Source organism: Sulfuricurvum sp. (assembly GCF_036279695.1).
In the GTDB taxonomy this organism is placed as follows: domain Bacteria; phylum Campylobacterota; class Campylobacteria; order Campylobacterales; family Sulfurimonadaceae; genus Sulfuricurvum.
Map to the genome: position 1 here is coordinate 14,401 of NZ_DASUIQ010000103.1, position 23,887 is coordinate 38,287.

Consider the following 23,887-nt stretch of genomic DNA (forward strand, 5'->3'; position numbering starts at 1 on the left):
TTATCCTTTTAATTTATTCAAACGGTCTCGTTTGCTTCCGATAGAGGTGATCTGAACCCCGAAGTTTCCATCAACGATCACCACTTCCCCTTGCGCGATTACATGGTCATCCACCAGAATATCGAGAGGATCGTTCGCGAGCTGGTTTAGCTCGATGACCGAACCGATGTCCATACTGAGAACATCTTTGAGAAGCATTTTTTTCTTACCGATCCGAACACGGACGGGGAGCTTGACTCCCATGATCAATCCGATATTCTTCATCTCGCCGTCATCGAGTTTCACTGCCGGTTCCGGAGGCGGAGCATCAAAAATATTCCCGCTTGGAGCTGCTTTGTGTGGACTCGGCTGTTCACCGCTCAATGCATTATTGATCGTTTCATCGATCGCTAACATCATCAACGAGTTGATCGATCCCAGTGCGAAGGTAAAAACGAACATTTTGGCATATCCGTCCAGATTAACCTCACCGTTTTCCGAGATAAACTCCGCACGTTCGGGTTTGATCGTAAATTTTGGAAGCTCTTTTTGGGATGCCAGAGTGGTACTCATCGCCCCTACGATATTGGAAACGATCTCTTTGGCCGCATCCATGTCTTCATCCGACATCGTATCGTGAGCTTCGCCGTCACCGCCGAGCATCATGTCCCCCAGCGCCGTAGCGAGTTGCGGAGGCATCATCACAATACCGCGACCTGCCGCGGCACCGCTGAAACTCACATGGATCTGTGCAATCGGAGGAATCACATTAGAGATAATCGAAATATCTTCGGACTCTTTTAAGCTGATTAGCGGTGCCTGACCTGTCAACCCCTCTATCGTAGCGATTGCTTCACTCGCAAATACTCCGGGAAAATCACTCATCATCGTCCTCCTCATCTACTGGTCCGCGGATCATCTCTTTAACCCCGCTGATACGAGCTTTTCGTTTATTTTCAAACTCTTTAAGTGCCCGTTTAACGGCATCTTTTTCGGTATCGATCAGAGATGTGATCTGGATCGATTTTCTAAATCGCCGTAGCCCCATCTGACCGACGAAACGGGCTTTTCCATCCACACTGACATTGACCACATCATCGGCCGGAATATTGAGCCGAATTATATCGCCCACCCCTAAATCCAAAAGCTCATGAAGCCCCAATTCCGCTTCCCCAAGGTTTACTTCAACATTGACATGTGCCCCCCCGAGGAGAACTTGAAGCTCTTGGTTACGGCTTTTCTTCGAACTGGTTTCATTCAGCATCAAATCGCGACTCGCCAACTTCGGCAATACCGGCTCCAACGCGATAACGGGATAACAGATATTCATCATCCCCGAACTGTGCCCGATGATAATCTCCATAACGACCATCACAACGATCTCATTTTGGGCAACGATTTGGACGACGTTCGGACTCGACTCTTTCGATTCGACCTGCGGATAGAGATCGGTAACAGGACCCCACGCTTCACGCAATGTCCCCATCATTACCCGCAAAATCGTCTCAAAAAGGGAGAGTTCGATGTCGGAGAACTCGCGGTTGGCTTCGAAAGGCTCCCCTTTTCCACCCAAGATCCGATCGAGCATCGGAAAGGCGATAGAAGGGTTGATCTCCAAAACACCGTTCCCCTCGAGCGGCTTCATCGAAAAGACGTTAAAGCTGGTCGGGTTAGGGAGCGACATCAAAAATTCCCCATAGGTCATTTGGTCGACCGAATGGAGCTGAATCTCTACGATGGAACGCATGATCGCCGAAATTTGGGATGCAATGGAACGCGCCATCTTGTCATGAATCCCTCTAAAGGCGCGAAGCTGCTCTTTAGAGACACGGTTAGGACGTTTGAAATCGTAAAGGGTGATTTGACGCTGCGGAAATAGAGGATCGTCGTTGGATTCTAAGATCCCATCGCCCTCATCATCAACAACGTCTAAAAGGGCATCAATCTCTTCTTGGGATAAAATATCTGCCATTACTGCCCTCCTACCGCGTCGCGGATACGCCGAATAACCGCTTTATGTATTTGTGAAATTCTCGATTCGGTGATGTTGACAATCTCACTGATCTCTTTGAGTGTCAGTTCCTCGAAATAATAGAGCTGAATAATAATCTGTTCGCGCTCTTCAAACGTCATCAACACCTCTTGTATCGCTTCGATCAGATCTTCGTGTTCCAACCGCTCCAGCATCCCGCTCTCTTCGGGGGTACCTAGCTGATCATCCAACGGCAAAACGGTATAAATATCGGATGCGATACGGGCTTCGCGTACTTTTTCCTCTTCGATTCCCAATATAACGGCGAGTTCACCGTCACTTGGTTCATCATCATGATCGGCCATATAGACCTCAATCGCGTGATCGATCTCTTTGATCAGCCGTCGGCTGGATCGGCTTACCATATCGAGTGAACGGAGATAATCGAGCATTGCGCCGTAGACACGTGTTTTTGCATAGCCCCAAAATGAGTCGTTTTGGCTCTCATCATAGCGGCGTGCCAATTTGACCAACTCTTCGGTGCCGATAGCACATAAATCCATATAATCAATCGAACTCGGAAGACGCTCTTTAAGACGAAACGACATCGCTTTAACGGCAGGAAGAAACTGAATCGCTAATTGATCCTCACGATGTTTCAGCTCTTGCGTATAAGCATTGGTACCGCTCATCTTTGCCCCCGTCCTTGATCATCAAGTAACTCTGATTTATGTGTATAAAAAGCGTCGATAAACTGTTCGCGCTTATTGATCTCACGTACAAAGAAATCGAGGTTATGCTCATGCGCTTTTTTCGGAAAAGTTTGTGCCTTGACCCCGAGTGATTGGAAAAAGAATCCAACGCACAGGTGGGCAAACAGGTAGAAAAAGAGGCTGATGAGGACAACATATCCCAAAAAGCTCTCCGCCGAATCCGATTGCAATATCCCAAAAACAATACCGATAAAAAAGCCCTGTACTGTTAAAAACGAGACAAAATTCGAACCCCGCATATACCTTATCCTTCTCTTTGCACAACCGCGAAAAAAGCAGTATGAATCACACCGTAAATGGGCACGTTTGGATCAAAAATGATCCATCAAACGTTTAAACAGCCCGCCCAAACCGCTCTCTTTGGGATCTACGAGCACGTTTCGTTCCAGTTTTTTTGCGATCCGCTTAACAATCAGTTCTAATTCGTTTGTCGGGGTAGCGTTCGGGAACTCTTGTGAAAAAAGGGCCCTTTTTTTGACACTTGAGGATATTTTCGGATCACTCGAGATCTGTCCCAAGTAACTCAATCGTAACGATCCCCCGATATTGGCGGCTGCCACTTTATGAATCTTTTCGAACAGTGACTCAGCCTCTTTGCTGGAGCGTACCTGATTCATAATGACATTGATCTCATCACGCAGCCGTGAGGTGACTTTGATCGTCGCATAGGCATCGGTAATCGCGGCCGGATCAGGGACAGTGACGACAATCACATCGTCACAGGCACGTAAAAAGAGCTGTATATGCTCTCCGATCCCTGCCCCCGTATCGATGATCATCACATCCAAATCATCCAATACATTCGCCTGATCCATGAACCGTTCAAACAGCCCACCAGAGGCATATTTAAAAATCTCTTGACCGCTTTCGCCGGGGATGAGGACAAGATTCTCTCCGATCGGAACCAATATCTCCTCGACGGTCGCTTCCCCTTTGAGAACGTGCAAAATATTCTTTTTGATTTTGACGTTAAACATGACATCCAGATTCGCCAACCCGATGTCCGCATCGAAGATCCCGACTTTTAGCCCGTATTTAGCCATGATAAACGCCATATTGGAGCTGATCGTACTTTTTCCGACCCCCCCCTTACCGCTCGTAATCGCGATAAAACGGGTTTTTTTCGCCTTTATGGTTCGGTTTTGGTTAACAAGGGCTTCAAGTTTAGAAGCTTGATGGTTCATACACGCTCACCTCTGCTAAATCCGTTCATCAAGCAATCGACCAAAAAGTCAGAGGTCGCCGCTACCAAATCCTCAGGGACTTCCTGCCCGACCGAGAAGTAGCTGATCGGTACTTTCGTCTCATACACGAGAGAGAAAATATTTCCGAACCCTCTGGTTTCATCGAGCTTGGTAAACATCATCGTATCGATCCCCAACGGAGCGAAGTTCTCATAGGTTGCTTTGAGATCATCGTATTTGATCGAGCTTGGCATGACCAACACGACATCGACGGTATATTCGGTATTGTTCTCCCGAAGACACTCATAAATCTTTTCGATTTTTCCTTTGTCATACGGAGAGGAGCCCATCGTATCGATCAAAATATAATCACTATAGCGGAGCGCATTGAGAGCGCTTGAGAACTCCGGAGGATCAACGACCGTCTCGATCCCCAGTTTCATCATCCGAGCGTATTGCATCAACTGCTCTACCGCTCCGATACGGTAGGTATCGAGCACTACGAGACCTACTTTGTATTTTTTCTCCAGCAAATACGAAAAGCGTGCGGCGAGTTTGGCGATAGAGGTCGTTTTACCCACCCCCGTCGGACCGACGAGCATGATCACTTTTTTACTCCCTAACTTCGGAGCACTCTCCATCCGAACGGGAATCATTTTACGCATCAAGACTTGGAAATAACGCTTAACGGTCTCGGAACTCTCTCTCATTTTGGAGGGCATATGCTCCAGCGTAAGATGCATGATCTCATCCAAATGGTCCTGATCCATACCGCTCTCTTGGGCAAGACGGTAAATCTCGGCAAATTCAGGTGGGATTGCGGCAGTCGTTTTGGGGGATTTTTCAGACCAAAACATGTTTTGGATCAGTTTGACTTTGTCGCCGAGTTTTTCGATCTCCTCTTTGATCCGTTTGAGGTCTTCGCTCTCTCTCATAGGAGCTTGACGAGAGGGGCGATCCTCCTCGGTCACTTCGGCGATTTTTGAGATCTGTTTCGCCGCTTCGGAGATGTTGTACAAAACATCGCTGCTTTTTTGCGCCAACGGACGCTGCTTCATAAACGGCTCTTCACTCTTTTGCTTTGCTTTTGGCGCCGGAGGAGTTGCATTCTCTTCGACTCCGACCACGATTTCGTACAATGCACTTTTACCTAATGATTTCTTTTGTACTTCGCGCGTTTCGATCAGCATCGCCTCTTCACCCACCTCCAACTGCGCTTTTTTGAGCGCTTCGGCAGGGGTAGCACCGCTAAATGTCAAGATTTTCATATCGTCTCCGTACGCTCTGACGAGCCAAACTTCCAAGCGGAATCGTCACACTGACCCGCGCACTCCAATGAGGATGAGGAATACTCAACTCTTTCGTTCGAATAAAACGTTTCTCAAAGAATAGTATATCCAAGTCTAACGTCCTCGGCGCATTCGCAAAACTGCGACACCGCCCAAAACGCTTTTCAATCCGCCAAATCAACCGTAACAGTGCTCTGGGTTGCAGCGATGTCGCGATTTCGATCACCGTATTCTCAAAATCACTCTGCGCCAGATACCCGAAAGGGGGATTGGTGAGAATCACACCGCTTCGAAGCACCGACACAAGAGGCGATCGTCGCAAATAGAACCACAAATGGTTCATCCGTCGCCGTACATCTCCGATATTTCCCCCCACTCCCAAGGTGACTCGGTAGCGGTACCCCTCTTTTTGGGAGAGTGTTTTGGGGAAATTGCGATCGACATAGATACTATGTCTATCATCTAGTGTACGGCGCAGTGCCATTACTCTTCTTCTGCACCTTGCACTGCTGCGGCTTGCGCTTGACGCATCGCATTGATCTCACTGAGGATTTGCATCATCCCCACCATCGCCAAATGGTATCCGAACGGTCCGAAACCGATTACCGACGAGGTACATACCGGAGCAGTCATACTTTTTTGACGAAACTCTTCACGGCGGTAGATGTTGCTGATATGCACTTCGATCGTCGGAAGGTTGACCGCACTGATCGCATCGCGGATCGCGATTGAGGTGTGGGTGTATGCCGCAGGGTTGATGATAATCCCGTCCGCATCGCCGTAGCACTCTTGGATACGATCGACAATCTCACCCTCTAAATTGCTTTGATAAAACTCGATCTCGATACCGTTTTGGGTTGCGACCTCTTTCATTTGTGCATGGATTTGCTCCAAACGCATCGGTCCGTATACTTGTTGTTCCCGAACTCCTAACATATTGAGATTCGGTCCTTGGATAACGACTACTTTCATTGATAAACCTTGATTTCTGTTTTAAGGATAGATTATAAGGGGTTCTATATTATAAGGAACTAAATCGCTCAAATCTTGGGAAAAAATCTCCTCTCTAAAGGGAGTTTTCCCCTCCGAATGTTATACTCTCTTTTTTTTAAATTACCCACTAAAGGGACTATGTGCAAATCTTTCTATGTGATGCAATTTTTACCGACGGAGTGATCCTCCGTGATCACGGTATCGTATTTGATAAAACCATTTTGGAAGTCGCCTCGAACGACGATCTCCGTGAGCGTTATAGTGATCAATGTTTAGAGTTGGGAGAGGGGTCGGTTTTGGTTCCGGGGCTTATCAATGCCCATGTCCATTTGGAGTTTAGCGCCAACCGTTCCACCCTCACCTACGGCGAGTTTATGCCGTGGCTTTCCAGTGTTATCGCCGCGCGTGATGAGCTGATCAACGAATGTGACGATGAATGCACAGCGCGTGCCATCGATACGATGCTCTCCAACGGTATCACGGCGTTCGGGGCGGTCAGTTCGTACGGGTTCGATTTGGCTCCCTGCTTCAAAGCACCTCAAAAAGTGGTCTATTTCAACGAACTTATCGGCTCAGATCCCCAAATGGCGGATGCCCTGTACGGAAACTTCCAAGAGCGTCTCTTTGCCTCCCAAGAGCTAAAGCGCGAAGGGTTCTACCCCTCTATCGCCATCCATTCCCCCTACTCCGTCCACCGTATTTTGATCCAAAAAGCCCTCAAATATGCCCGTGAAAAAGAACTTCGCGTCACCTCCCATTTCATGGAAAGTACCGCCGAGCGCGAATGGTTGGAGAGTAACAGCGGAGCGTTTGAACCGTTTTTCAAAAACTTCCTCAAACAGACCCAAGCCGCCAATACGGCCGAGGAGTTTTTGAGCTATTTTCGTGACACCCCCACCCTCTTTACCCACGCGGTTCAAGCCTCGGACAAAGAGCTATCCACCATCGCCGAGGGGAATCACACGATCATCCATTGCCCTATCTCCAACCGACTGCTGGGCAACGGTGTGCTCGACTTAGCCCGTCTAGGGGAACACCATATCCCCTTCGTTTGCGGAACTGACGGACTCAGTTCCAACTATGCTCTCGATCTGTTTGAGGAGATGAAAATTTCCCTTTTTATCCACCCTCAGGATGATCTAGTCTCCTTAGCCCATTCCCTGTGGCAAAGCGTCACCGCAAATGCGGCGGAGGCATTGCGTCTGAATTGTGGTAAAATCATCCCAACGTTCGATGCTGATTTCTTGATTATGCGAGTGAACTATCCGATCAACGAGCAACTGCCTATCCATCTGATTACTCAGCCTCGTAATATCCAATCGGTCTATATCCAAGGGGAGAAAATCAAATGATGGACATCATCAAAACAATCGGTAGCTGTCTGGCAAGAGGGCTAAAATTTATCCAAGAGCATTTCAAAGCGACCGTCTTAGTGCTCATCGTTTTATGGCTTATCCTCCCCTCGGGCGAAGACGGTATCACCCCCCACAATCTCCAAAAAATCGCCCTAACAGGTCCGATTTTAGATGCGACCTCTATCGTCACACAGATTGACGAAGCGCGTGAAAACAAAGAGGTAAAAGGGGTACTCTTCAGCATCGACTCCCCCGGCGGAGCCGTTGCCCCTTCCGTTGAAATCGCCTACGCCATCAAACGTCTCAGTGAAGCCAAACCGACCGTCGTCTACGCCGCAGGAATCATGGCAAGCGGCGGCTATTACTCCGCTATCTGGGGAAATGAGATCATCGCCAATCCGGGAAGTATGATCGGCTCGATCGGCGTGATCATGGAGGGTGCCGACATCTCAGGACTCATGGAAAAAGTGGGGGTCAAAACCCAAGTCGTCCATGCAGGAACGTATAAACAAGTGGGTACGTTTGACCGTGAATGGAGCGATGTCGAGCGGGCGGAACTCGACAAAGTGATCGGCGGAACCTATGCGATGTTTGTCGCCGATGTCTCACGCGCTCGAAAACTTGATGTAAACCGTAGCAGTGAGTATGCGGATGCCCATATCTTTACCGCCGCCCAAGCCCAAAAAGTAGGCTTAGTCGATAGCATAGGCGTCGAATACGATGCCAAAAAACGGGTTGAAACACTGAGCAAAGTTAAAGAGCCGGTGTGGAATAAAGAAGACCCGATGGACAAATTTTTAAAACAGTTCGCGGCGGAGGGAGCCAGTTTGGCTCACATGTACTTCCCACCCGTTACATTGAAATAATTTCCACCACTTCCGCTCTTACCATGCGATGATCATTCATCGCATCGAACTGCTCTCCGACACTTAGTTCATCCAAATCGATCACTTTCCCCTCACGGGCGATCTGCGCAAATCCGCTTTTGTTTTTATTTTTAGGATGATTGGCATTGAACCCGTCGGTGAGCTGTGTAATCATAAACTGCTTTTGTCGCAATGTCGATTCGATGCTTTGGTTTAGTCGATCCACAAGCGGGGAAAGCTCACGGCGGCTTTGCTCTAAGCGCTGCATCATCTGTCGGTTCAAACGTTCCCGCAGCTCTTTGACCAGCTCGCGTTGAACCTCCAAACGATGTTCTACTCCGTGACGTTTAAACGCTTCCTGCATAGAGAGAAGCTGTTCACGTTTGCGCTCCAGTCGTTGTGCAACCATTCCATAAGCACTGTTGCGAAGCTCATCGAGACTTTGGTATAGCTCGTTTTGATCGGGGAGAAGCATCTGCATTGCCGCACTCGGGGTAGGGGCGCGCATATCGCTCACATAGTCGCTGATAACCCAGTCGATCTCATGCCCCACCGCCGACATTACGGGTGTTTGCATGGCGAAAATGGCATCGGCAACAATCTCCTCGTTAAACGCCCATAAATCCTCGATACTTCCGCCCCCTCGTCCCACAACGACCGCATCCGCATTCAGTGTATCCGCATAACGCAAAGCATCAGCAATCTGTCCCGCCGCATTTGAGCCCTGCACCAATACATCGAGTACGATGAGTTTGACCAGCGGCCATCGATGCGATGCAACGCGCTGCATGTCCTGCAATGCCGCCCCCGTCGCGGAGGTGACTAAAACAATCGTTTGGGGGAATTTAGGAAAGCTTTTTTTGCGTGTCGGGTCGAAGTACCCTTTTGATTCCAACTTTTGTTTGAGCTGCTCGAACGCTACCGCCAAAGCCCCAGCCCCGTAGGGTTCGGCACTAAACGCATTGATCTGATACTCACCGCGCGGTTTGTAGAGGCTGAGTGCCCCGTGCAAGATGATATGCGCCCCCTCTTCGAGAGAGAACTTGAGTCGTGCGGCATTACCCTTGAACATCACACATTTGATAGCGGAATCGTTGTCTTTGAGGGTGAAGTAGATGTGTCCGCTACCGTGTTTGGTCACGCGGGAGAGTTCCCCTTCGACGCTGACAAATTCAAAGGAGGTTTCGAGTAGCGTCTTAATCTGCTCATTGAGAGAAGAGACACTGAGCGTTGTTGCCATCGAGTTACTTTTTACGGGCAATCATCAATGTCGAAATATCCATCGAAAAGCTTTTCGTGTAAAGCATCTCAAAACCCGCTTCTTCGAGTTCGCCTCTCATCTTGGCAACGGTCAAAAATCCCTCGATCGAATCGGGGAGATAGCGGTAGGCTTCGTAATTGTTGGAGATCAAACCGCCGATGCGTGGGAGAACATTGTTCATGTACCAATCACGCACTTTTCCGAGCATGGACGGATTTTCATTTTTCATAAATTCGAGGATTACCACCAATCCTCCGGCTTTCAAGACACGGTTAAACTCGCGCAATCCTGCTTGTCGCTCGACGACGTTACGGATACCATAGGAGATACTGATAATATCCGCAGAAGTTTCCGGTTTTGGAAGCTCGGTTGCAGGGGCGATATGAAATGTCATCGTCGGAAATTTCTCGCGTCCGACCCCGACCATCCCCTCGCTAGGATCAACCCCTACGATTTCACTCACACGAATCCCTGCTTTATCGGCACGACGGCTCCAGTAGCCCATCATGTCACCCGTACCGCACGCAACATCGACAATCGAATCGATATTTTTGGTAGAGCAATAACCAAACGCCAAATCGCACGCCCTGCGGCGCCAAAAGGTATCGACACCCATACTAAGCACCCGATTGGCTCGATCGTATGTGGGTGCTATATCATTGAACATCGATACGATTTTTTCTTGCTTGGTCATAAACGTTCCTATTTTTTCTTCATCCAAAGGATAATATTATCGGTGATTTTAGCGCTAAGAACCTCAAAATCCTCTGTAACGCGTCCAAGAGTGTGTGAACCGCCTCCGATTTTGGGTGCAATGTAACTGAGATACCAATCACATACAGCACGACTCGCCTCAAACATCCCCGCACCTCCTTCGATCATAACCAAACGGTATTCTTTAATCCGCTCAAAATCAGCGGCAATAAAAACGTGACGATTAGGGATATGAAAGAGGGGGATTGATCGATCAAATTCCTCATTATGCGAATAAATCAACACATCGGGAGCCTTTCCCTCTACTAAGCGTGCATCGAGCGTCGGGCGATCCTGTCGCACCGTGTTGCCTCCGATCACGATCAAATCACATCTATCACGAAGGGCGTGGACATGTTCACGAGACATTTCTGAGCTGATCGTTCCGTTATCAATCGTCCCGTCCAAACGCTGTGCCCATTTAAAAAATACAAAGGGATTATTTTGCCACTGGATAAACGGCTCTAATAGTTTTTGCCCTTCAGATTCCATCACCCCAAAAGTACATTTAATCCCTGCATCTTCGAGAATTTTGCCCCCGTTTGCCGCCTCAGGATTAGGATCTTTGCAGGCAATAAAAAGCTCTTTAATCTCTAAATCTCGGATAAGGAGTGCACATGATGGGGTCTTTCCGCTGTGGGAACACGGTTCCAGCGTTACCGCCATCGAAATCGATTTAAAAAGTCCGTTGTTGTGGGTTCGGAGATAATCGTGTATAGTGTGGGAATCGTCGCATTGGGCAATAGTGTTGTCTCCGCTGAGGAGTGTGTAAGCATCCCGCAGTGCATACACTTCAGCATGGGGACCGCCCGCGATTTTATGAGCACCGTGTGATAGGATTAAACCATCCGCAGATATACACGCTGCACCGACGGCAGGATTAGGGAAAGTTAGGAGTTGATAGTCCCACGCCGCTTCAAGGGCAAGGGACATAGCATGATATGCGTCTGAGGGTTTCATTACCACTCGAAGTAGGTTTTAGCCTTGCTGATAGAGCGGAAAGGGACACTGTGTGTTTCCCCCTCTTTGGTTTTAATGGTGATCTCTTCATTTTCAACCGAAACCACTTCACCGTCGTATTTTTCTTTGCTGATGGTCGAAAAAACGACTTTTTCACCGATCGATTGAGCAAAATGATCCAGTGTTTTGAGTTTACGTTCAATCCCCGGAGAACTCACTTCCAAACGGTACTCACCGCCGACAGGAGAGGTTACGTCCAACAACGGAGAGATCAGATGGGTCGCTTCAACACATTTATCCAGTGTCACACCGCCCGGTGCGGTCACGCTGACACGGAAGATCGTATTTTCATTTTCGTTAAAAACAGCCGTATCGTAAAGAGACAAGCCGATCGATTCGACCATTTTTTTGATGTCAGATTCAAGACTCATCTTTTTTCTCCTTGGCGATTTTGGCAAACAGTGCCTCGATATTTTGACTTCGTTTGAGGGTATCATCAAACACAAAAGTCATACGTGGACTACGGAACCACCCTTGATCTTTCATGCAGTGCTCTTCGATGATAGGACGGGCTTTTTCAAGCAGTTTCAAAAATGCCGCTTGCTCTTGTGGCGTGTAATCGTGCGGATCGAGATAGACTTTCGCATCGCTTCGACCGCGTGAGCAGTGAACGTCAATAACATCCACTTCACGTACACGGGCATCGGAGAGCTGGCTGATCGCTTCAGGAATCAACTCTTTGAGAATCGACTCCGTTCGCTTGATTTTGATTTGTGCCGGTGTCACAGGGTTACTTTAGTCTCGATTTTTTTGAAGGTTTCGATAACGTCACCCACTTTTACATCGGTATAGCCGTTGAGGACAACACCACAATCGAACCCTTTGGTAACCTCTTTGACATCGTCTTTGAAACGGCGCAATGAGGTCAAATCACCCTCATGGATTACGACACCCTCACGGATAACGCGAACCATTCCGCCGCGTACGAGTTTACCGTCAACGACCACACATCCTGCAATCGTTCCGGCGCCGCGCGGCATAGGGAACGTATCACGTACTTCCGCTTGTCCCGTATTTTCTTCACGGAATTGCGGAGCCATCATACCGCCGAGCAACAATTTGACATCGTCGATCAACTGATAAATGATAGAGTAGGTTTTGATCTCTACACCCATTTGTTTTGCCATAGCGTTGACATTACCCGTCGGACGGACATTGAACCCGAGTAGGGCACAGTTTTCGCTGTTGTTTACCAATGCGACGTCATTTTCGGTAATACCGCCGACACCGCTGGAGATCACTTCAACTTTGACCTCTTCATTACGCAATTCGGCAAGAGCCGATTTAATCGCTTCGAGTGAACCATGAACGTCTGTTTTAAGAACCACTTTAAGGGCTTTCAAACGACCCTCAGCGATCAATGAACCAAGTTCATCCAACGTCGTTTTCGTACTGTGAGAAAGCTCGCGGTGGCGGTCATACTCAGCACGTTTTTGTGCTACTTCACGCGCTTCACGATCGCTCTCCATCGCCATCATCACTTCACCTGACGGCGGTACATCGCTAAGTCCGACAACCACGGCAGTCTGACTCGGTCCGATCTCTCTAAGCTGTGCTTTTCGGTCGTTTATCAATGCACGGACGCGCCCATAAGCACCGCCGCACACGATGTTGTCACCAACGTGTAGGGTTCCGTTTTGAACGATAACGGTAGCAACCGGTCCACGCCCTTTTTCCAACGTAGACTCAACAACAACCGCTTTTGCCATAACTTCAGGGTTTGCTTTGAGTTCCATCACTTCCGCTTGAAGCAAGATCGCTTCCAAAAGTTCATCGATACCGGTCATCGCTTTTGCCGATACACCGATAAACTCGACGTCTCCGCCCCACTCCGTAGGGTTAAGTCCGAGTTCCGCCATTTGTGCTTTTACCATATCAGGGTTCGCACCCGGTTTATCCATTTTGTTCACCGCTACGATAACCGGAACTTTCGCATCTTGCGCATGTTTTACCGATTCGCGGGTTTGAGGTTTAACTCCGTCATCCGCCGCAACAACGATGACGATAATATCGGTGAGCTGTGCACCGCGAGAACGCATCGCACTAAACGCTTCATGCCCCGGAGTATCGAGGAATGTGATCAGTTTACCGTGCTGTTCAACCGAGTAGGCACCGATGTGCTGCGTAATTCCGCCCGCTTCGCCGTGCGCTACTTTGGCATTACGAATCGCATCAAGAAGAGAGGTTTTACCGTGGTCAACGTGCCCCATGATCGTAATAACCGGAGGACGCTCTACCGCACCCTCACTGTCTTCATGCTCTTCATCGTATGCACTCTCAAGGTTAAAGGCATCTTTCGGATCGATAGTCGTTACTTCGACACCGAATTCACTTGCCAAGATTTCGATCTCGTCTTTGCCCAAGAAGTCATTTTTGGTCACCATCATTCCGAGGTCAAAAAGAACTTTGATAACCGCAGAGATACTTTGCCCTACTTTTTCTGCAAATTCATAAACACGCACATCTTCCGCAATCTCAACATGAGTAATTACTTCATCTTCTTTTGCATCTTTGGTATAACGTTTGCGAGCTTCACGAGATACTTGACGCGGTTTATTGCGGTTAGAGCCTTGTTTTTTACCTGAATTACGACCGATCGGCTTTTTCTCTTTCGGTTTTTGTTCTTCTTCAGGCGGCAACGAAGCACCCAGATCGTTGAAATCCATCAATACGACTTGATCTTCTTCGTAGTCCATAGAGATGTCAGAGATCCCGCCGCCGAAAATGTCAAGACGTACCCCTTGATCTTTTTTCTGAACCGGAGCGTTATTGCTTTGAGCTTTTTTAGAGCGTTTCGCTTCTAACTCACGTTGAGCTTGCTCACTGAGTTTTCCGTAACTCGAAACCGGAGTGTTCTCATGACGTACAGGAGCAACAAACTCTTCTTCCTGAGGACGTTTTTTCTTGACGATTTTTAGCCCAGAACGTTTCGGTGCTTCCTCTTCCGGAGCTACGACATCCGTATTCTCTTCACTTACTTCGGCGACCGGTGCTACCTTGATACTCTCAACAGCTGCTACTGCAACAACCGGAGTTTCTTCTGCGATAGGTGTTTTTGGGGAGGACTTGGGTGCCGCCGTTTCCGTCGATGCCCCGCTCATGATATAGTTCATGATTTGCTCAGCTTCTTCGATCGAAACCGAACTTGAGGCAGTTTTTACATTGAGCCCCATTGCAGCTGCTTTGTCCACTACCTCTTTTGAATTGATACCAAGCTCTTTGGCAATTTCATGAACTCTAACTTTATCCATCATTAACGATGATCTCCTTTAACCGATTCATCAGCTCTATGCTAGCGCCGCTTTTACATTGACGGGACAACTGACCCGGAGTTTTCTTATGGTCAACACACGATCGACACATATAAAAACTTCTCCCTCCGTTCGCATAAGGTTCCAATAACCCGTTGCGACATTGAAGACGTAAAAGTGCTACTTGAGCAAAGCGCTCACGACATACCACGCACATGCGGATAGGCTGATGTAACTTTTGCGCCATTATATCCAATACTTTCTTAGTTATCGTTCGACAACTAAACCGTCGTTGTCAAACCCCAAAATTTTGATCTCAAAATCGGTGAATTCAGATTTGAATTTATCGGCGAGCATCTGGGCGTCTTGGTCATAGACCATGTTGAAAAAAGTCGAGCCGCTGCCCGACAATGTCGACATCAATGCCCCGTTATCGTACGCCATTTTTTGGACGGCAAAGAGTTCCGGCAACATTTTCATCCGCACTTTTTGATGGAACCGATCTTGGGTTGCAAGACGAAGCATCTCCCAATCCTCATTAAAAAATGCCCCGACCGTCACCGCCGTATGAGAGAGATTAAACACGGCGTTCTCTTTACTGTACGATTTAGGCAGGGTCGTGCGCGATTTAGCCGTTGAGATCGGTTTGTTAGGGATAACAACGACCGCTTTGAGATAATCGGGGAGATGTTTTTGCTGGGAGAACACTTTTTGTTTCTCCACCATCGCCGAATTAAATCCACCCATAACCGCAGGCGTAATGTTATCGGGATGAGACTCATACACCAGTGCGTGGTTGAGAATACGGCGTTTGGAGACTTTTACCCCCGCCGCTTCATGGGCACAGCTGATCGCGCTCACGATGACGGCTGAAGAGCTCCCTAAACCGCGTGACATCGGGATTTGGTTGTAAAACGTAAATTTGAAATTTTGCCGTTTTTGGGTGAGACGGCGATAATGTTCGTTGAAAATCGAGACGAACAGGTTGTTCCCTTTGAGGCGGGGGTTGTTTTCCCCCTCCCCTTTGATAGAGACGGCAAAAAATCGTGACGGAACCAATTCGACTTGGTTACGTAAATCGACGGCAAGACCCAATGAGTCAAATCCCGGTCCTAAATTGGCACTCGTTGCAGGTACACTAACGAACAAACGGCTTCCTTATCCTACGGCATCAATCCCATAATAGGGGAGATTGTCCGAATCAAATTTTTCTAAATCGATAGTTTTTGGGAGTTCAAAAGCAACACTCTCCGGTGAGGTCAGCGGCTTTAACTCAATTTCTGTGCTATTTTTAACAAAATAGAGCTTTCCGTACGCTTTGATGGGGCTATTTTGGTTAAAAAAGAACGCATCCGTTGCTAAAAGGGGAACTTTTTTCGTGATACTGAGGGTTTTGAGAAAAAGATAGGTGACCTTGATCCCCATAAAACTCCCCGGTCCTTTGGCATAGATAAAATGCTCAAACGTATACCGCTTCAACAAATCATCAAATATCTCTGCCAACACATCCGAGCTCATCCCATCATCACGTATCTCTTCGATGAGAGAGCCGTCCTTGTAAACGCCGATAAGAACGGGAGAACTCAGCGCGACGACGAGGGCGTCATGCATACGCTTTGGCCAACTCTTTGGACTCTGCGTACGCAAGTTCGACGATCTCATAATTGGCGGGGTCTTTGAGAAGCTCCAACGTCAATTTGTGATTGAGATCATGGCTCCCCGCGAACGCTTCGTAGTTGCCGATAAAGTTCATCCCGATCAACGACATATCCCCGATCGCATCGAGGATTTTATGACGGACAAACTCATCGCCGAAGCGAAGCCCCTCGGGGTTAAGGACTTTTTTATCGTCCAATACCACCGCATTTTCCAAACTTCCGCCAAGGGCAAGCCCTTTGGAACGGAGATACTGCACTTCGTGGACAAATCCGAACGTTCGTGCGCGGGCGATCTCTTTTTTATAGTTCTCTTTGGTAAAGGCTAAAACATAGCTTTGCTGATCGATAACGGGGTGGGAGAATTTGATTGTGAAATCGTAGTTCATGTCATTGGAGGGGATCAGTTTCACATACTTATCCCCTTCCTGAACAATCACCTCTTTTTTGATCCGCATGATTTTTTTAGGGGTATCTTGAGGAACTATCCCTGCCTCTTCGAGAAGCATACAAAAGCTCATGGATGAGCCGTCCATTACCGGAACCTCATCCGCATCGACAATAACACGAAGGTTATCGATACCATACGCGTAAATTGCTGAGAGCATATGCTCGATGGTTGAAATCGTAACCCCCTCACGCCCGATGACCGTTGCCATTTTGGTATCAACGACGTTCTCAGGGATAAGCGGGATCGATACCCCCGCATCACTGCGATAAAAAACAATCCCGCTGTTGGTACCTAAAGGCTCAAGTCGCAGTTTAACGGGAGAGCCTCGGTGCAAACCGATCCCTACGAGTTCGACACTTTTACCTATCGTTGTTTGCATCATAATGGGTGTTTCCCTCGCTCTTAAACTAATAGAGAAATTATAGCGTGTTTCAGCGTTGGTTAATGATAACTTTGGCGTTATCAACGACACTGGTAATATTATCGCTGATCCATTTACTGTCCATCCACTCTTCCGGACGCACCTCAATCCCCTGTACCAATATTCCAAAATGGAGGTGATCTCCCATCGCGTATCCGCTCAGACCCGTTTTAGCAATTTGCTGCCCCCCTGCAACACTGTCTCCCTCTTGAACACTCAACTCCGAACAATGTCCATAAAGGGTATAAAGCCCAAAGCCGTGATCAATGATCGGCAGATTTCCGTAAATGCCGTTATTCTGAGCAAATACTACTTTCCCCCCGTTGGATGACGTGATCACTCCCATGTGGATACTCGCTAAATCAAGCCCCATATGGTAGGCATTGGAAAGGTTCTCTTTCCCTTGATAACTGTAGATACGGTGATCCCCGAAATCAGCCACCTTTTGACCGTTTACTAGCGGATAAAACGGAGCAGGTTGGAAATCACTCACCAAATTGGTCGAGACTTTTGAGGTAATATCGTGAATGATTTTTTCATTATCACTGCGCACTTTTTCATTGATGATACTAAACTGCTGCAACCGATCATCTACCCCTGCCGTTTGCTCATAGGTATTGGCGAGTTCAGCGATTTTACCGTCTAAAAACTGATCTTTAAGTTCGATATTCGATACTTTGTAAACATGATCTTTGAGACGAAGAGGGATACCGCTTTTGGCTTCATTTCCTGCTTTATCACGGGCAACGACCGTAGCGCTAAAACTCGCTTCTTGAACCGGCCAAGCGAGCAAAGAGGCATAATAGCCCTTTTTGATAAACGGCTGTGCGGTAAAGGTTTTCCCGAAATTGGTCTGAATTTTCAAACTCTCCATATTCGCATCTTCCGCTTTGAAAATAACGATTGCCGAGCCCCCTTTTTGGATTTTATAGGAGTTGGCGATAATGGAAAGGAGCGGTTGACGCTGATCGATTACCAAGGTGATCTCTTGTTTATAGGTATTCCCCATAAAAAGTCCCCACAAACTGTTATCCGTCGCTTCGATTTTAAGGACAATAGATGTCGCTTCAACACGTCGAACCCCATTGGGAGGGAGAATATCAAACGATTGTTTGGTGACTTTTGACGGCGTATTTTGATCAGCGACTACCCACTCATCATGCGGTGTTGAAAGGGTCGCTTTAAAGGATTTCAATCCGCTTGCATCTTCGACACTAACATGGATCGGATCTCTAAAATTCCAGTACCCTTGTTGAGATAGTGTCACTTTCGGCTCATCTCTCTCAAAAAGAGGCGAAAATGCCATAAAACCTAATGCGCTCAATACCGCTACGACTATTATCCATCCGACTATTCCCGAATTATTTCGGCCTCTTCTCACACCAACTCCTTTGTTATCATGGTTATTAAATCTTTGACACGTTTGTTTTGATTTTCTTCTCTTAAAACGGCACCGGCACGTTTGGCATGTCCGCCGCCGCCCAAAGGGGTCATCATATTTGCCGCATTGATCAGCCCCTCACTACGCAAAGAGAGCTTGATACCGCCATTAGGACGTTCGATAATCATGAGTGAGATTTGGACGCATCGCATCTCCAGAGCCTCATCCAAAACACTCGTGCACTCTGCTACGCTCGCCCCGCTCTCTTCCGACAGTGAGAGGGGAACCTCAAACAAAGCGAGCCGTCCATCCGCTAATAATGTCATCTGCTTAAGCAAAAATCCGCGCACTCGAAGCGAAGAGAGCGAACGACGTCTGAAAAGCCACTCACAGCATAGCGCGTGATCGGCACCTAACTCGTTCAATGCGTGTGCCATCGCAAATGTTTTGGCACTGCATTCGCTCGCACGGAAACATTTCGAATCGTCAAGCAGTCCCGCATAAAGTGCCGTCGCTATTTTACCATTGATTTTTACACCGTTGGCAACAAAATACTCATAAACGACTTCCGTCGTACTGATCGCATCGGTATTGAATATCGTGTGGGTTCCGTAGCCGTTATTGCTCTCATGATGATCAAAGACAATCAGCGGCAACGCTCTGTCAACTCCAAGCCGAGCATAACTGCCGCAATCAAAGCTGATCATACAATCGGCATCTTCCGGAAAACGGTGGGTGAATTTTTCAAACCACGGTATAAAAGCGAGATTCGGATCGATGTGCTCGGAAGCGCAGAAAAGGGTCACTTTTTTATGCGTCCGAATCAGATGAGAGTAAAAAGCACACGCTGACCCCAACGAATCGGCATCGGGATCGATATGGGCAATTAACACGATATGACGAGAGGTATCGATCAGGGATAAAGGCATAAATACTCTAACGTGCCTATGTTCAGGCGGAAATATGGAGATTATAACACGTCTCTCCCCATTTTCTCTTGATCGAAATAGGTTATTCTGTTGCGTCCGTTCTCTTTGGAACGGTACATTGCCGCATCGGCATGACGAACGAGACTCTCAATCTCTTCTCCGTGGTCGGGATAAAATGCGGCACCTATACTTACTCCGATATTCATCAAGTTCCCATTCACCAAAAACGGTTCTCTTAACGTATTCAATATGCGTTCAAGAAGAGGCTGAACGTCAGCTATCGAGTTAACATCACAAAAAACGATGACAAACTCATCTCCTCCGATACGGGCAATCGCATCGCTTTGACGCAGCTCTTTTTCCAAACGGTGGGAGACTTGACGCAGAACGTTATCTCCCACATCATGCCCATACTCGTCATTCACGTTTTTAAAACCATCCAAATCGAGAAAAGAGACGACCGCTTTGGATTTTTTCCGTTTAGAGAATGATAGTATTTGTTCTGCCAGCGTCATAAAGAGGTGACGGTTCGGGAGATTGGTCAACGGATCATAATTCGCCATATGATGGAGCTGTTCTTGGCGTTGTTTATGCTCGGTTATATCACTGAAAATACCGATATAGTTTTCCACTTCTCCATTTTTTCCCCGTACCGTATCGATACGTAAAAACTCCGCGTACAACTCACCGTTTCTTTTTTTATTCCATATCTCACCGCGCCATGTCCCTGTCGTATTGATCGCTTCATCCAGCTGATCGTAAAACTCTTTGTCGTGTGTCCCTGAACGCAATATCAGCGGCTTTTGTCCAATCGATTCCTCTCGCGTATAACCTGTCAATTCACAAAACGCTTCATTCACCTCAATAATAATCTTATTCGGATCGGTGATGACAATCCCCTCTCGGGAGTTATGAAACACACCGGCGGCACGTCGAAGAGATTTCTCATGCTCTTGGATAAGGGCCATTTGTTTTTCCAATGACTCCGATTTAAAACGCAACCGATTCGCCAAACCTCTCATATTCGCAAACAAAAATATCAATAGAGCGATCCCCACGCTAAGCAATACAATGACAATGAGTCCATAGCGTTGAATAACATCACTAAGTGAAAATTCCGGTGCGGTGTCGTAAGGCTTTAGACGAAGTTCCTGCATCATCATCCGAATATCTTCATACGAGAGGGGGATATTCCATCCGTAATATCCTGCTGTTTTGGTCACTTCCGAACCGTAAGGGAGATTCAACAGTGCGATTGCAACCTTGTTTGCCAAATAGCGATCCGTTTTTTTGGACGAGGCAAACGGCCATTCGGGATAAAGGGGTGTGGAAAGCGCCTGAGGAAAATTTCCTATTCGGTGGATAATCTTGAAATCATGGCGATCGATTTTCCCCTCTTTTACCATTTTTTCCAATACACCCGTGCGAATGAACCCCGCATCCGCCGAACCGCTTTCGACAATATAGACCACTTTGTCATGCGGCATATCGGTGAATTGGACACTCGATTCCTCGACTATATCAATTCCGTTTTCTTTGAGCAATACACGCTGAGCTAAATAGCCTCCAAGAGAGAGTTCATCCACGGCGGCAATATTTTTACCCCGTAAATCGCTCAACGTTTGAATCTCTTTACGATCAGAGCGTGCGATAATCACCCCGCCAAACTGGGTTAACTCTTCTCCGCCGATATTCGCACGAATGAGCGTTGCCATCCGGCTCGCCCCGTATTTCGCGGAGAGATAGATATAGTGTTCGGGATTGGTAAACATAAAATCGAGTTTATCCGCTGCGGCGGCTTCATTGAACTCGGCATACGTAAGAGGACGAATAGAAAAACGGTGTGTCGGAATTTTTGTGCTCAGATAAGCGGCTAAGGGCTGCCACTCTTTGAGGGTATCGGCTTTGGAACGAAATGCCAAAACGCCGATAACAGCAGTTGGTTTGCCATTTGACTCAGATTGCCCCCAGCAAGAAACAAAAAGAATATTCACTATAAAAAAGATAGTAAAAAGAGTTTTGATCATCTTATACCTCGCTGCTGCTCAGTATAAGAGGATTAAGTTTAAGAAAAAGTTAAATGATGCTTTATTTTATTCAACCGTACTTTGCAGAACCGTTTCAAAATCTTTTTGTGCCTGTACTAACACGGCTTTTGCTTCAGGGTCATTAACACGAGCACTGCTCATCCAGTTATACACACCCGGAAATCCCATAACGATTTCATTCGCATCTTTTTTCTTATACACCATCAAGGTACACGGAGCAAATGCCGCCGCTTCCGGACGTGTTTTGGCTACCGTATAGATCACTTTTAGTTTACAGATCGAATAGGTATCATAAAAATCAAACGGGCTCTTTTCGCCGAGAGCAAAGTTATAGTCGGTAAAGTTGGACATCACAAAACCGGCAGGTTTCAAACCGTCTTCGATCATCATCTCGGTCTCTTCTTTGTCACTTTTCCAACTCTCGCTACTGCTTGCTTTAACATAGCGGCTGAGTAGTTTACCCTCGGCAGGAAGTGAGGTTTCGCTCATAGTGATCTTCGCATTCGGTAACGCTTTTTTGAGGGATGAGAGAGCCTCTTTTTCGATCAATGCAAACTCTTTAGCTTTAAAGCCGGCGATTTTTGTCATGGCGGCGGCGGTAAGAATAGATACGTGCAACTCTTTTTCACCACTACGTTGATAGATACCGAATCCCATCGGGACAAAAATTCCCGCATCAGGATGAGCTTTTACTAAACTCTCCGCGTGTACTTTATGATACGCCGTTAAGAGATTGAACTGGCTAAAGTCGCTTTGAGAGAACTGTTTCATAAACGGACCGTTCATTTCGCTGTTGGCAGAGATCACAAAACCGTTTGCCTCTAACGCTTTTTCTACAACAGATGCGTTGTATTTGCCATCTGCGTTAGGAACGCTGAAAAGGTGAAGATCACCGCCAAAAAGGGATAAGAATCCCGCTAATATGCTCATGAGAAGAATTTTCATGTTGTAACTCCTAAGGTTGAATGTAAAATGCGCCCTCAGTGGCGCGTTCGATCACTTCGGCAATCCCTGCAGAAACAATCTCGACATCTTCGATTAATTGATCTTCTTTGATCTTTTTCGTCTCCATCGTGTTGCCGCAGGCGACAAATTCGACACCGTATTGTTGCAATGCACGAACCCGCACCGCGATCTCTTTTTCACTTTTGAGCAATGTACGAATACCGTGATAATAGGCGACAATTCGTAAATGAATCTTTTCGGGTCCGTAAAATTTGAGGACATTATTCGCGGTGCTCAAACCGTGATGGATCGATTCATCATCTCCGTGACTGATCCCCATGACGACTTCACGCGGTTTTTCGATAGAGGGAACAGGTTCCGCAAAACGGACATCACCAAAGGCAATGGTAGAGAATAAACACCCTAAAAAAGCTAATCGTTTCATCATCATTCCCACTCTAAAACCCTATACGAAGCTTCGACATTATGACGATGTGTCCCTTCATAAAGCTTGTATTTTTTATAGCCGTCCATCGTCACTTTTTTGATAGTGTCATCGATACTAAGCCCCTCGGCTATCGCTGAGCGGATCTCGGTGCGCATCTGGGTAAAATACTCTCTCGTCATAGTTGCGGCTTTTTTATCCGTTCGCTCTCCGTGTCCACCCACCACATGCACCGCACCTAGTTTATCCAAATCATCCAGTGCCTCTATCCATCCGTTGATGTCTCCGCCTCTAACGGAGGGGAGTCGATCATTAAAGACCAAATCGGCGGCAATCAATACTTTGGATGTCGGAACATATACCACCATATCCTTTACCGTATGGGCTTTGCGTTTGGCAATTTTCAACTCCAACGTTTGATTCCCAACTTTGAGGGTCGTATCGGTGCTGATCATCTCGGTCGGCATCGTCGGTTTAGTCTTAGCGTAGGCTTCGGGAGAGATATAGGTTTGCATTCGGGTAGGCTCGCTCATATCCGCACTTACCTTGAAATCATCAGTTCCTAAAATACGAATGCCCTGCTCGGTAAAATAGTTATTTCCCAGCCAATGATCATCATGGATATGGGTATTGATAACGAGTTTAACGGGGAGGGATTTGATTTTTTTCATTGCGTTATACGCGGACTCTGCATAGGCGTATGAGGGACCCGTATCGACGACGACGTACCCCTCACCTGCATCGATATAACAGCTGTTGACGATGTTGCCGTTGTTGGTTTTATCCATAATCTCCGGTTTGCCGAAAAAGCAATGGACATCCGGAGTTACACGTACCGGTTTAAGGGCGTAATCATACGCACTCAAACTCGTCACGGCTAGCAATAAAGTTCCCAACAACGCTCTCATCACTCAGC

At 47.3% G+C, this 23,887-nt stretch carries 26 protein-coding genes; 2 read left to right on the top strand and 24 right to left on the bottom strand.

What is annotated here, in order from left to right:
- The 8 genes from fliY to aroQ all read right to left on the bottom strand — a co-directional run bounded on the left by fliY (position 1) and on the right by aroQ (position 6,169).
- Positions 1-864, bottom strand: a complete 864-nt coding sequence (fliY, locus tag VFW36_RS10020; protein ID WP_329658675.1) for a flagellar motor switch protein FliY — start codon at positions 862-864, stop codon at positions 1-3.
- The gene (gene fliM / locus VFW36_RS10025) at positions 857-1,951 is read right to left on the bottom strand and encodes a flagellar motor switch protein FliM (protein ID WP_329658676.1); all 1,095 of its coding nucleotides are present in this window, start codon (positions 1,949-1,951) and stop codon (positions 857-859) included. Before fliM ends, fliY begins: the two co-directional genes overlap by 8 nt.
- The gene (locus tag VFW36_RS10030; RefSeq protein WP_329658677.1) at positions 1,951-2,643 is read right to left on the bottom strand and encodes an RNA polymerase sigma factor FliA; all 693 of its coding nucleotides are present in this window, start codon (positions 2,641-2,643) and stop codon (positions 1,951-1,953) included. The genes fliM and VFW36_RS10030 overlap by 1 nt, the downstream gene beginning before the upstream one ends.
- Complete coding sequence (locus tag VFW36_RS10035) at positions 2,640-2,963, bottom strand: hypothetical protein (protein WP_329658678.1); 324 nt, start codon at positions 2,961-2,963, stop codon at positions 2,640-2,642. The genes VFW36_RS10030 and VFW36_RS10035 overlap by 4 nt, the downstream gene beginning before the upstream one ends.
- A gap of 72 nt (positions 2,964-3,035) precedes the next feature.
- The gene (locus VFW36_RS10040; RefSeq protein WP_329658679.1) at positions 3,036-3,908 is read right to left on the bottom strand and encodes a MinD/ParA family protein; all 873 of its coding nucleotides are present in this window, start codon (positions 3,906-3,908) and stop codon (positions 3,036-3,038) included.
- Entirely contained in the window at positions 3,905-5,176 is a 1,272-nt protein-coding gene (gene flhF, locus VFW36_RS10045) for a flagellar biosynthesis protein FlhF (protein WP_329658680.1), read from the bottom strand. The genes VFW36_RS10040 and flhF overlap by 4 nt, the downstream gene beginning before the upstream one ends.
- The gene (gene folK, locus VFW36_RS10050; protein WP_329658681.1) at positions 5,157-5,681 is read right to left on the bottom strand and encodes a 2-amino-4-hydroxy-6-hydroxymethyldihydropteridine diphosphokinase; all 525 of its coding nucleotides are present in this window, start codon (positions 5,679-5,681) and stop codon (positions 5,157-5,159) included. The genes flhF and folK overlap by 20 nt, the downstream gene beginning before the upstream one ends.
- Complete coding sequence (gene aroQ / locus VFW36_RS10055; protein ID WP_329658682.1) at positions 5,681-6,169, bottom strand: type II 3-dehydroquinate dehydratase; 489 nt, start codon at positions 6,167-6,169, stop codon at positions 5,681-5,683. Before aroQ ends, folK begins: the two co-directional genes overlap by 1 nt.
- A 161-nt stretch (positions 6,170-6,330) precedes the next feature.
- Here aroQ and mqnF point away from each other — a divergent pair, with 161 nt between their 5' ends.
- Positions 6,331-7,542, top strand: a complete 1,212-nt coding sequence (gene mqnF, locus VFW36_RS10060; RefSeq protein ID WP_329658683.1) for an aminofutalosine deaminase family hydrolase — start codon at positions 6,331-6,333, stop codon at positions 7,540-7,542.
- Positions 7,539-8,411, top strand: a complete 873-nt coding sequence (gene sppA / locus VFW36_RS10065; RefSeq protein ID WP_329658684.1) for a signal peptide peptidase SppA — start codon at positions 7,539-7,541, stop codon at positions 8,409-8,411. The genes mqnF and sppA overlap by 4 nt, the downstream gene beginning before the upstream one ends.
- Here sppA and xseA read toward each other — a convergent pair.
- The 16 genes from xseA to VFW36_RS10145 all read right to left on the bottom strand — a co-directional run bounded on the left by xseA (position 8,398) and on the right by VFW36_RS10145 (position 23,879).
- Complete coding sequence (gene xseA, locus VFW36_RS10070; RefSeq protein ID WP_329658685.1) at positions 8,398-9,651, bottom strand: exodeoxyribonuclease VII large subunit; 1,254 nt, start codon at positions 9,649-9,651, stop codon at positions 8,398-8,400. The genes sppA and xseA overlap by 14 nt on opposite strands.
- A 4-nt stretch (positions 9,652-9,655) precedes the next feature.
- Positions 9,656-10,366, bottom strand: a complete 711-nt coding sequence (gene ubiE, locus VFW36_RS10075; RefSeq protein WP_329658686.1) for a bifunctional demethylmenaquinone methyltransferase/2-methoxy-6-polyprenyl-1,4-benzoquinol methylase UbiE — start codon at positions 10,364-10,366, stop codon at positions 9,656-9,658.
- An 8-nt stretch (positions 10,367-10,374) separates the two neighbouring features.
- Positions 10,375-11,385: a bifunctional diaminohydroxyphosphoribosylaminopyrimidine deaminase/5-amino-6-(5-phosphoribosylamino)uracil reductase RibD gene (gene ribD, locus VFW36_RS10080; RefSeq protein ID WP_329658687.1), complete on the bottom strand. Its 1,011-nt coding sequence runs from the start codon at positions 11,383-11,385 to the stop codon at positions 10,375-10,377.
- On the bottom strand, positions 11,385-11,816 hold the full coding sequence (locus VFW36_RS10085) for a ribosome maturation factor RimP (RefSeq protein WP_329658688.1): 432 nt from the start codon (positions 11,814-11,816) through the stop codon (positions 11,385-11,387). The genes ribD and VFW36_RS10085 overlap by 1 nt, the downstream gene beginning before the upstream one ends.
- The gene (gene rbfA, locus VFW36_RS10090) at positions 11,806-12,171 is read right to left on the bottom strand and encodes a 30S ribosome-binding factor RbfA (protein ID WP_329658689.1); all 366 of its coding nucleotides are present in this window, start codon (positions 12,169-12,171) and stop codon (positions 11,806-11,808) included. The genes VFW36_RS10085 and rbfA overlap by 11 nt, the downstream gene beginning before the upstream one ends.
- Positions 12,168-14,699, bottom strand: coding sequence for a translation initiation factor IF-2 (infB, locus tag VFW36_RS10095; RefSeq protein ID WP_329658690.1), 2,532 nt, complete (start codon positions 14,697-14,699; stop codon positions 12,168-12,170). Before infB ends, rbfA begins: the two co-directional genes overlap by 4 nt.
- Entirely contained in the window at positions 14,689-14,943 is a 255-nt protein-coding gene (locus VFW36_RS10100) for a DUF448 domain-containing protein (protein WP_329658691.1), read from the bottom strand. The genes infB and VFW36_RS10100 overlap by 11 nt, the downstream gene beginning before the upstream one ends.
- 20 nt (positions 14,944-14,963) lie before the next feature.
- Positions 14,964-15,845 carry a homoserine kinase gene (thrB, locus tag VFW36_RS10105; protein WP_295013873.1) on the bottom strand — a complete coding sequence of 294 codons (882 nt, stop codon included), beginning with the start codon at positions 15,843-15,845 and terminating at the stop codon, positions 14,964-14,966.
- Positions 15,846-15,854: 9 nt separating this feature from the next.
- Complete coding sequence (locus tag VFW36_RS10110; protein WP_329658692.1) at positions 15,855-16,307, bottom strand: hypothetical protein; 453 nt, start codon at positions 16,305-16,307, stop codon at positions 15,855-15,857.
- On the bottom strand, positions 16,300-17,184 hold the full coding sequence (gene lpxC, locus VFW36_RS10115) for a UDP-3-O-acyl-N-acetylglucosamine deacetylase (protein WP_329658693.1): 885 nt from the start codon (positions 17,182-17,184) through the stop codon (positions 16,300-16,302). Before lpxC ends, VFW36_RS10110 begins: the two co-directional genes overlap by 8 nt.
- 49 nt (positions 17,185-17,233) lie before the next feature.
- Positions 17,234-18,604 (bottom strand): M23 family metallopeptidase, encoded by a 1,371-nt coding sequence (locus tag VFW36_RS10120; RefSeq protein WP_329658694.1) that lies wholly within the window; start codon positions 18,602-18,604, stop codon positions 17,234-17,236.
- Complete coding sequence (locus VFW36_RS10125) at positions 18,601-19,533, bottom strand: DHH family phosphoesterase (protein ID WP_329658695.1); 933 nt, start codon at positions 19,531-19,533, stop codon at positions 18,601-18,603. The genes VFW36_RS10120 and VFW36_RS10125 overlap by 4 nt, the downstream gene beginning before the upstream one ends.
- Before the next feature lie 41 nt (positions 19,534-19,574).
- On the bottom strand, positions 19,575-21,560 hold the full coding sequence (locus VFW36_RS10130) for a PhnD/SsuA/transferrin family substrate-binding protein (RefSeq protein ID WP_329658696.1): 1,986 nt from the start codon (positions 21,558-21,560) through the stop codon (positions 19,575-19,577).
- 66 nt (positions 21,561-21,626) lie between these two features.
- Complete coding sequence (locus tag VFW36_RS10135; protein WP_329658697.1) at positions 21,627-22,526, bottom strand: DUF302 domain-containing protein; 900 nt, start codon at positions 22,524-22,526, stop codon at positions 21,627-21,629.
- Between the two features lie 10 nt (positions 22,527-22,536).
- Complete coding sequence (locus VFW36_RS10140; RefSeq protein ID WP_329658698.1) at positions 22,537-22,971, bottom strand: DsrE family protein; 435 nt, start codon at positions 22,969-22,971, stop codon at positions 22,537-22,539.
- A 2-nt stretch (positions 22,972-22,973) separates the two neighbouring features.
- Positions 22,974-23,879 (bottom strand): MBL fold metallo-hydrolase, encoded by a 906-nt coding sequence (locus VFW36_RS10145; protein WP_329658699.1) that lies wholly within the window; start codon positions 23,877-23,879, stop codon positions 22,974-22,976.
- Between the last annotated feature and the right edge of the window lie 8 nt (positions 23,880-23,887).

Bases quoted from the DNA above. Each gene is read 5' to 3' on its own strand.
- ubiE (WP_329658686.1), bottom strand. From the start codon at position 10,366: ATGACCAAGCAAGAAAAAATCGTATCGATGTTCAATGATATAGCACCC.
- flhF (WP_329658680.1), bottom strand. From the start codon at position 5,176: ATGAAAATCTTGACATTTAGCGGTGCTACCCCTGCCGAAGCGCTCAAA.
- infB (WP_329658690.1), bottom strand. From the start codon at position 14,699: ATGATGGATAAAGTTAGAGTTCATGAAATTGCCAAAGAGCTTGGTATC.
- ribD (WP_329658687.1), bottom strand. From the start codon at position 11,385: ATGAAACCCTCAGACGCATATCATGCTATGTCCCTTGCCCTTGAAGCG.
- folK (WP_329658681.1), bottom strand. From the start codon at position 5,681: ATGGCACTGCGCCGTACACTAGATGATAGACATAGTATCTATGTCGAT.
- aroQ (WP_329658682.1), bottom strand. From the start codon at position 6,169: ATGAAAGTAGTCGTTATCCAAGGACCGAATCTCAATATGTTAGGAGTT.
- VFW36_RS10135 (WP_329658697.1), bottom strand. From the start codon at position 22,526: ATGAAAATTCTTCTCATGAGCATATTAGCGGGATTCTTATCCCTTTTT.
- VFW36_RS10145 (WP_329658699.1), bottom strand. From the start codon at position 23,879: ATGAGAGCGTTGTTGGGAACTTTATTGCTAGCCGTGACGAGTTTGAGT.
- fliY (WP_329658675.1), bottom strand. From the start codon at position 864: ATGAGTGATTTTCCCGGAGTATTTGCGAGTGAAGCAATCGCTACGATA.
- VFW36_RS10110 (WP_329658692.1), bottom strand. From the start codon at position 16,307: ATGCATGACGCCCTCGTCGTCGCGCTGAGTTCTCCCGTTCTTATCGGC.
- VFW36_RS10140 (WP_329658698.1), bottom strand. From the start codon at position 22,971: ATGAAACGATTAGCTTTTTTAGGGTGTTTATTCTCTACCATTGCCTTT.
- VFW36_RS10125 (WP_329658695.1), bottom strand. From the start codon at position 19,533: ATGCCTTTATCCCTGATCGATACCTCTCGTCATATCGTGTTAATTGCC.
- VFW36_RS10085 (WP_329658688.1), bottom strand. From the start codon at position 11,816: ATGAGTCTTGAATCTGACATCAAAAAAATGGTCGAATCGATCGGCTTG.
- VFW36_RS10040 (WP_329658679.1), bottom strand. From the start codon at position 3,908: ATGAACCATCAAGCTTCTAAACTTGAAGCCCTTGTTAACCAAAACCGA.
- VFW36_RS10100 (WP_329658691.1), bottom strand. From the start codon at position 14,943: ATGGCGCAAAAGTTACATCAGCCTATCCGCATGTGCGTGGTATGTCGT.
- sppA (WP_329658684.1), top strand. From the start codon at position 7,539: ATGATGGACATCATCAAAACAATCGGTAGCTGTCTGGCAAGAGGGCTA.
- lpxC (WP_329658693.1), bottom strand. From the start codon at position 17,184: ATGATGCAAACAACGATAGGTAAAAGTGTCGAACTCGTAGGGATCGGT.
- VFW36_RS10130 (WP_329658696.1), bottom strand. From the start codon at position 21,560: ATGATCAAAACTCTTTTTACTATCTTTTTTATAGTGAATATTCTTTTT.
- fliM (WP_329658676.1), bottom strand. From the start codon at position 1,951: ATGGCAGATATTTTATCCCAAGAAGAGATTGATGCCCTTTTAGACGTT.
- xseA (WP_329658685.1), bottom strand. From the start codon at position 9,651: ATGGCAACAACGCTCAGTGTCTCTTCTCTCAATGAGCAGATTAAGACG.
- VFW36_RS10035 (WP_329658678.1), bottom strand. From the start codon at position 2,963: ATGCGGGGTTCGAATTTTGTCTCGTTTTTAACAGTACAGGGCTTTTTT.
- VFW36_RS10030 (WP_329658677.1), bottom strand. From the start codon at position 2,643: ATGAGCGGTACCAATGCTTATACGCAAGAGCTGAAACATCGTGAGGAT.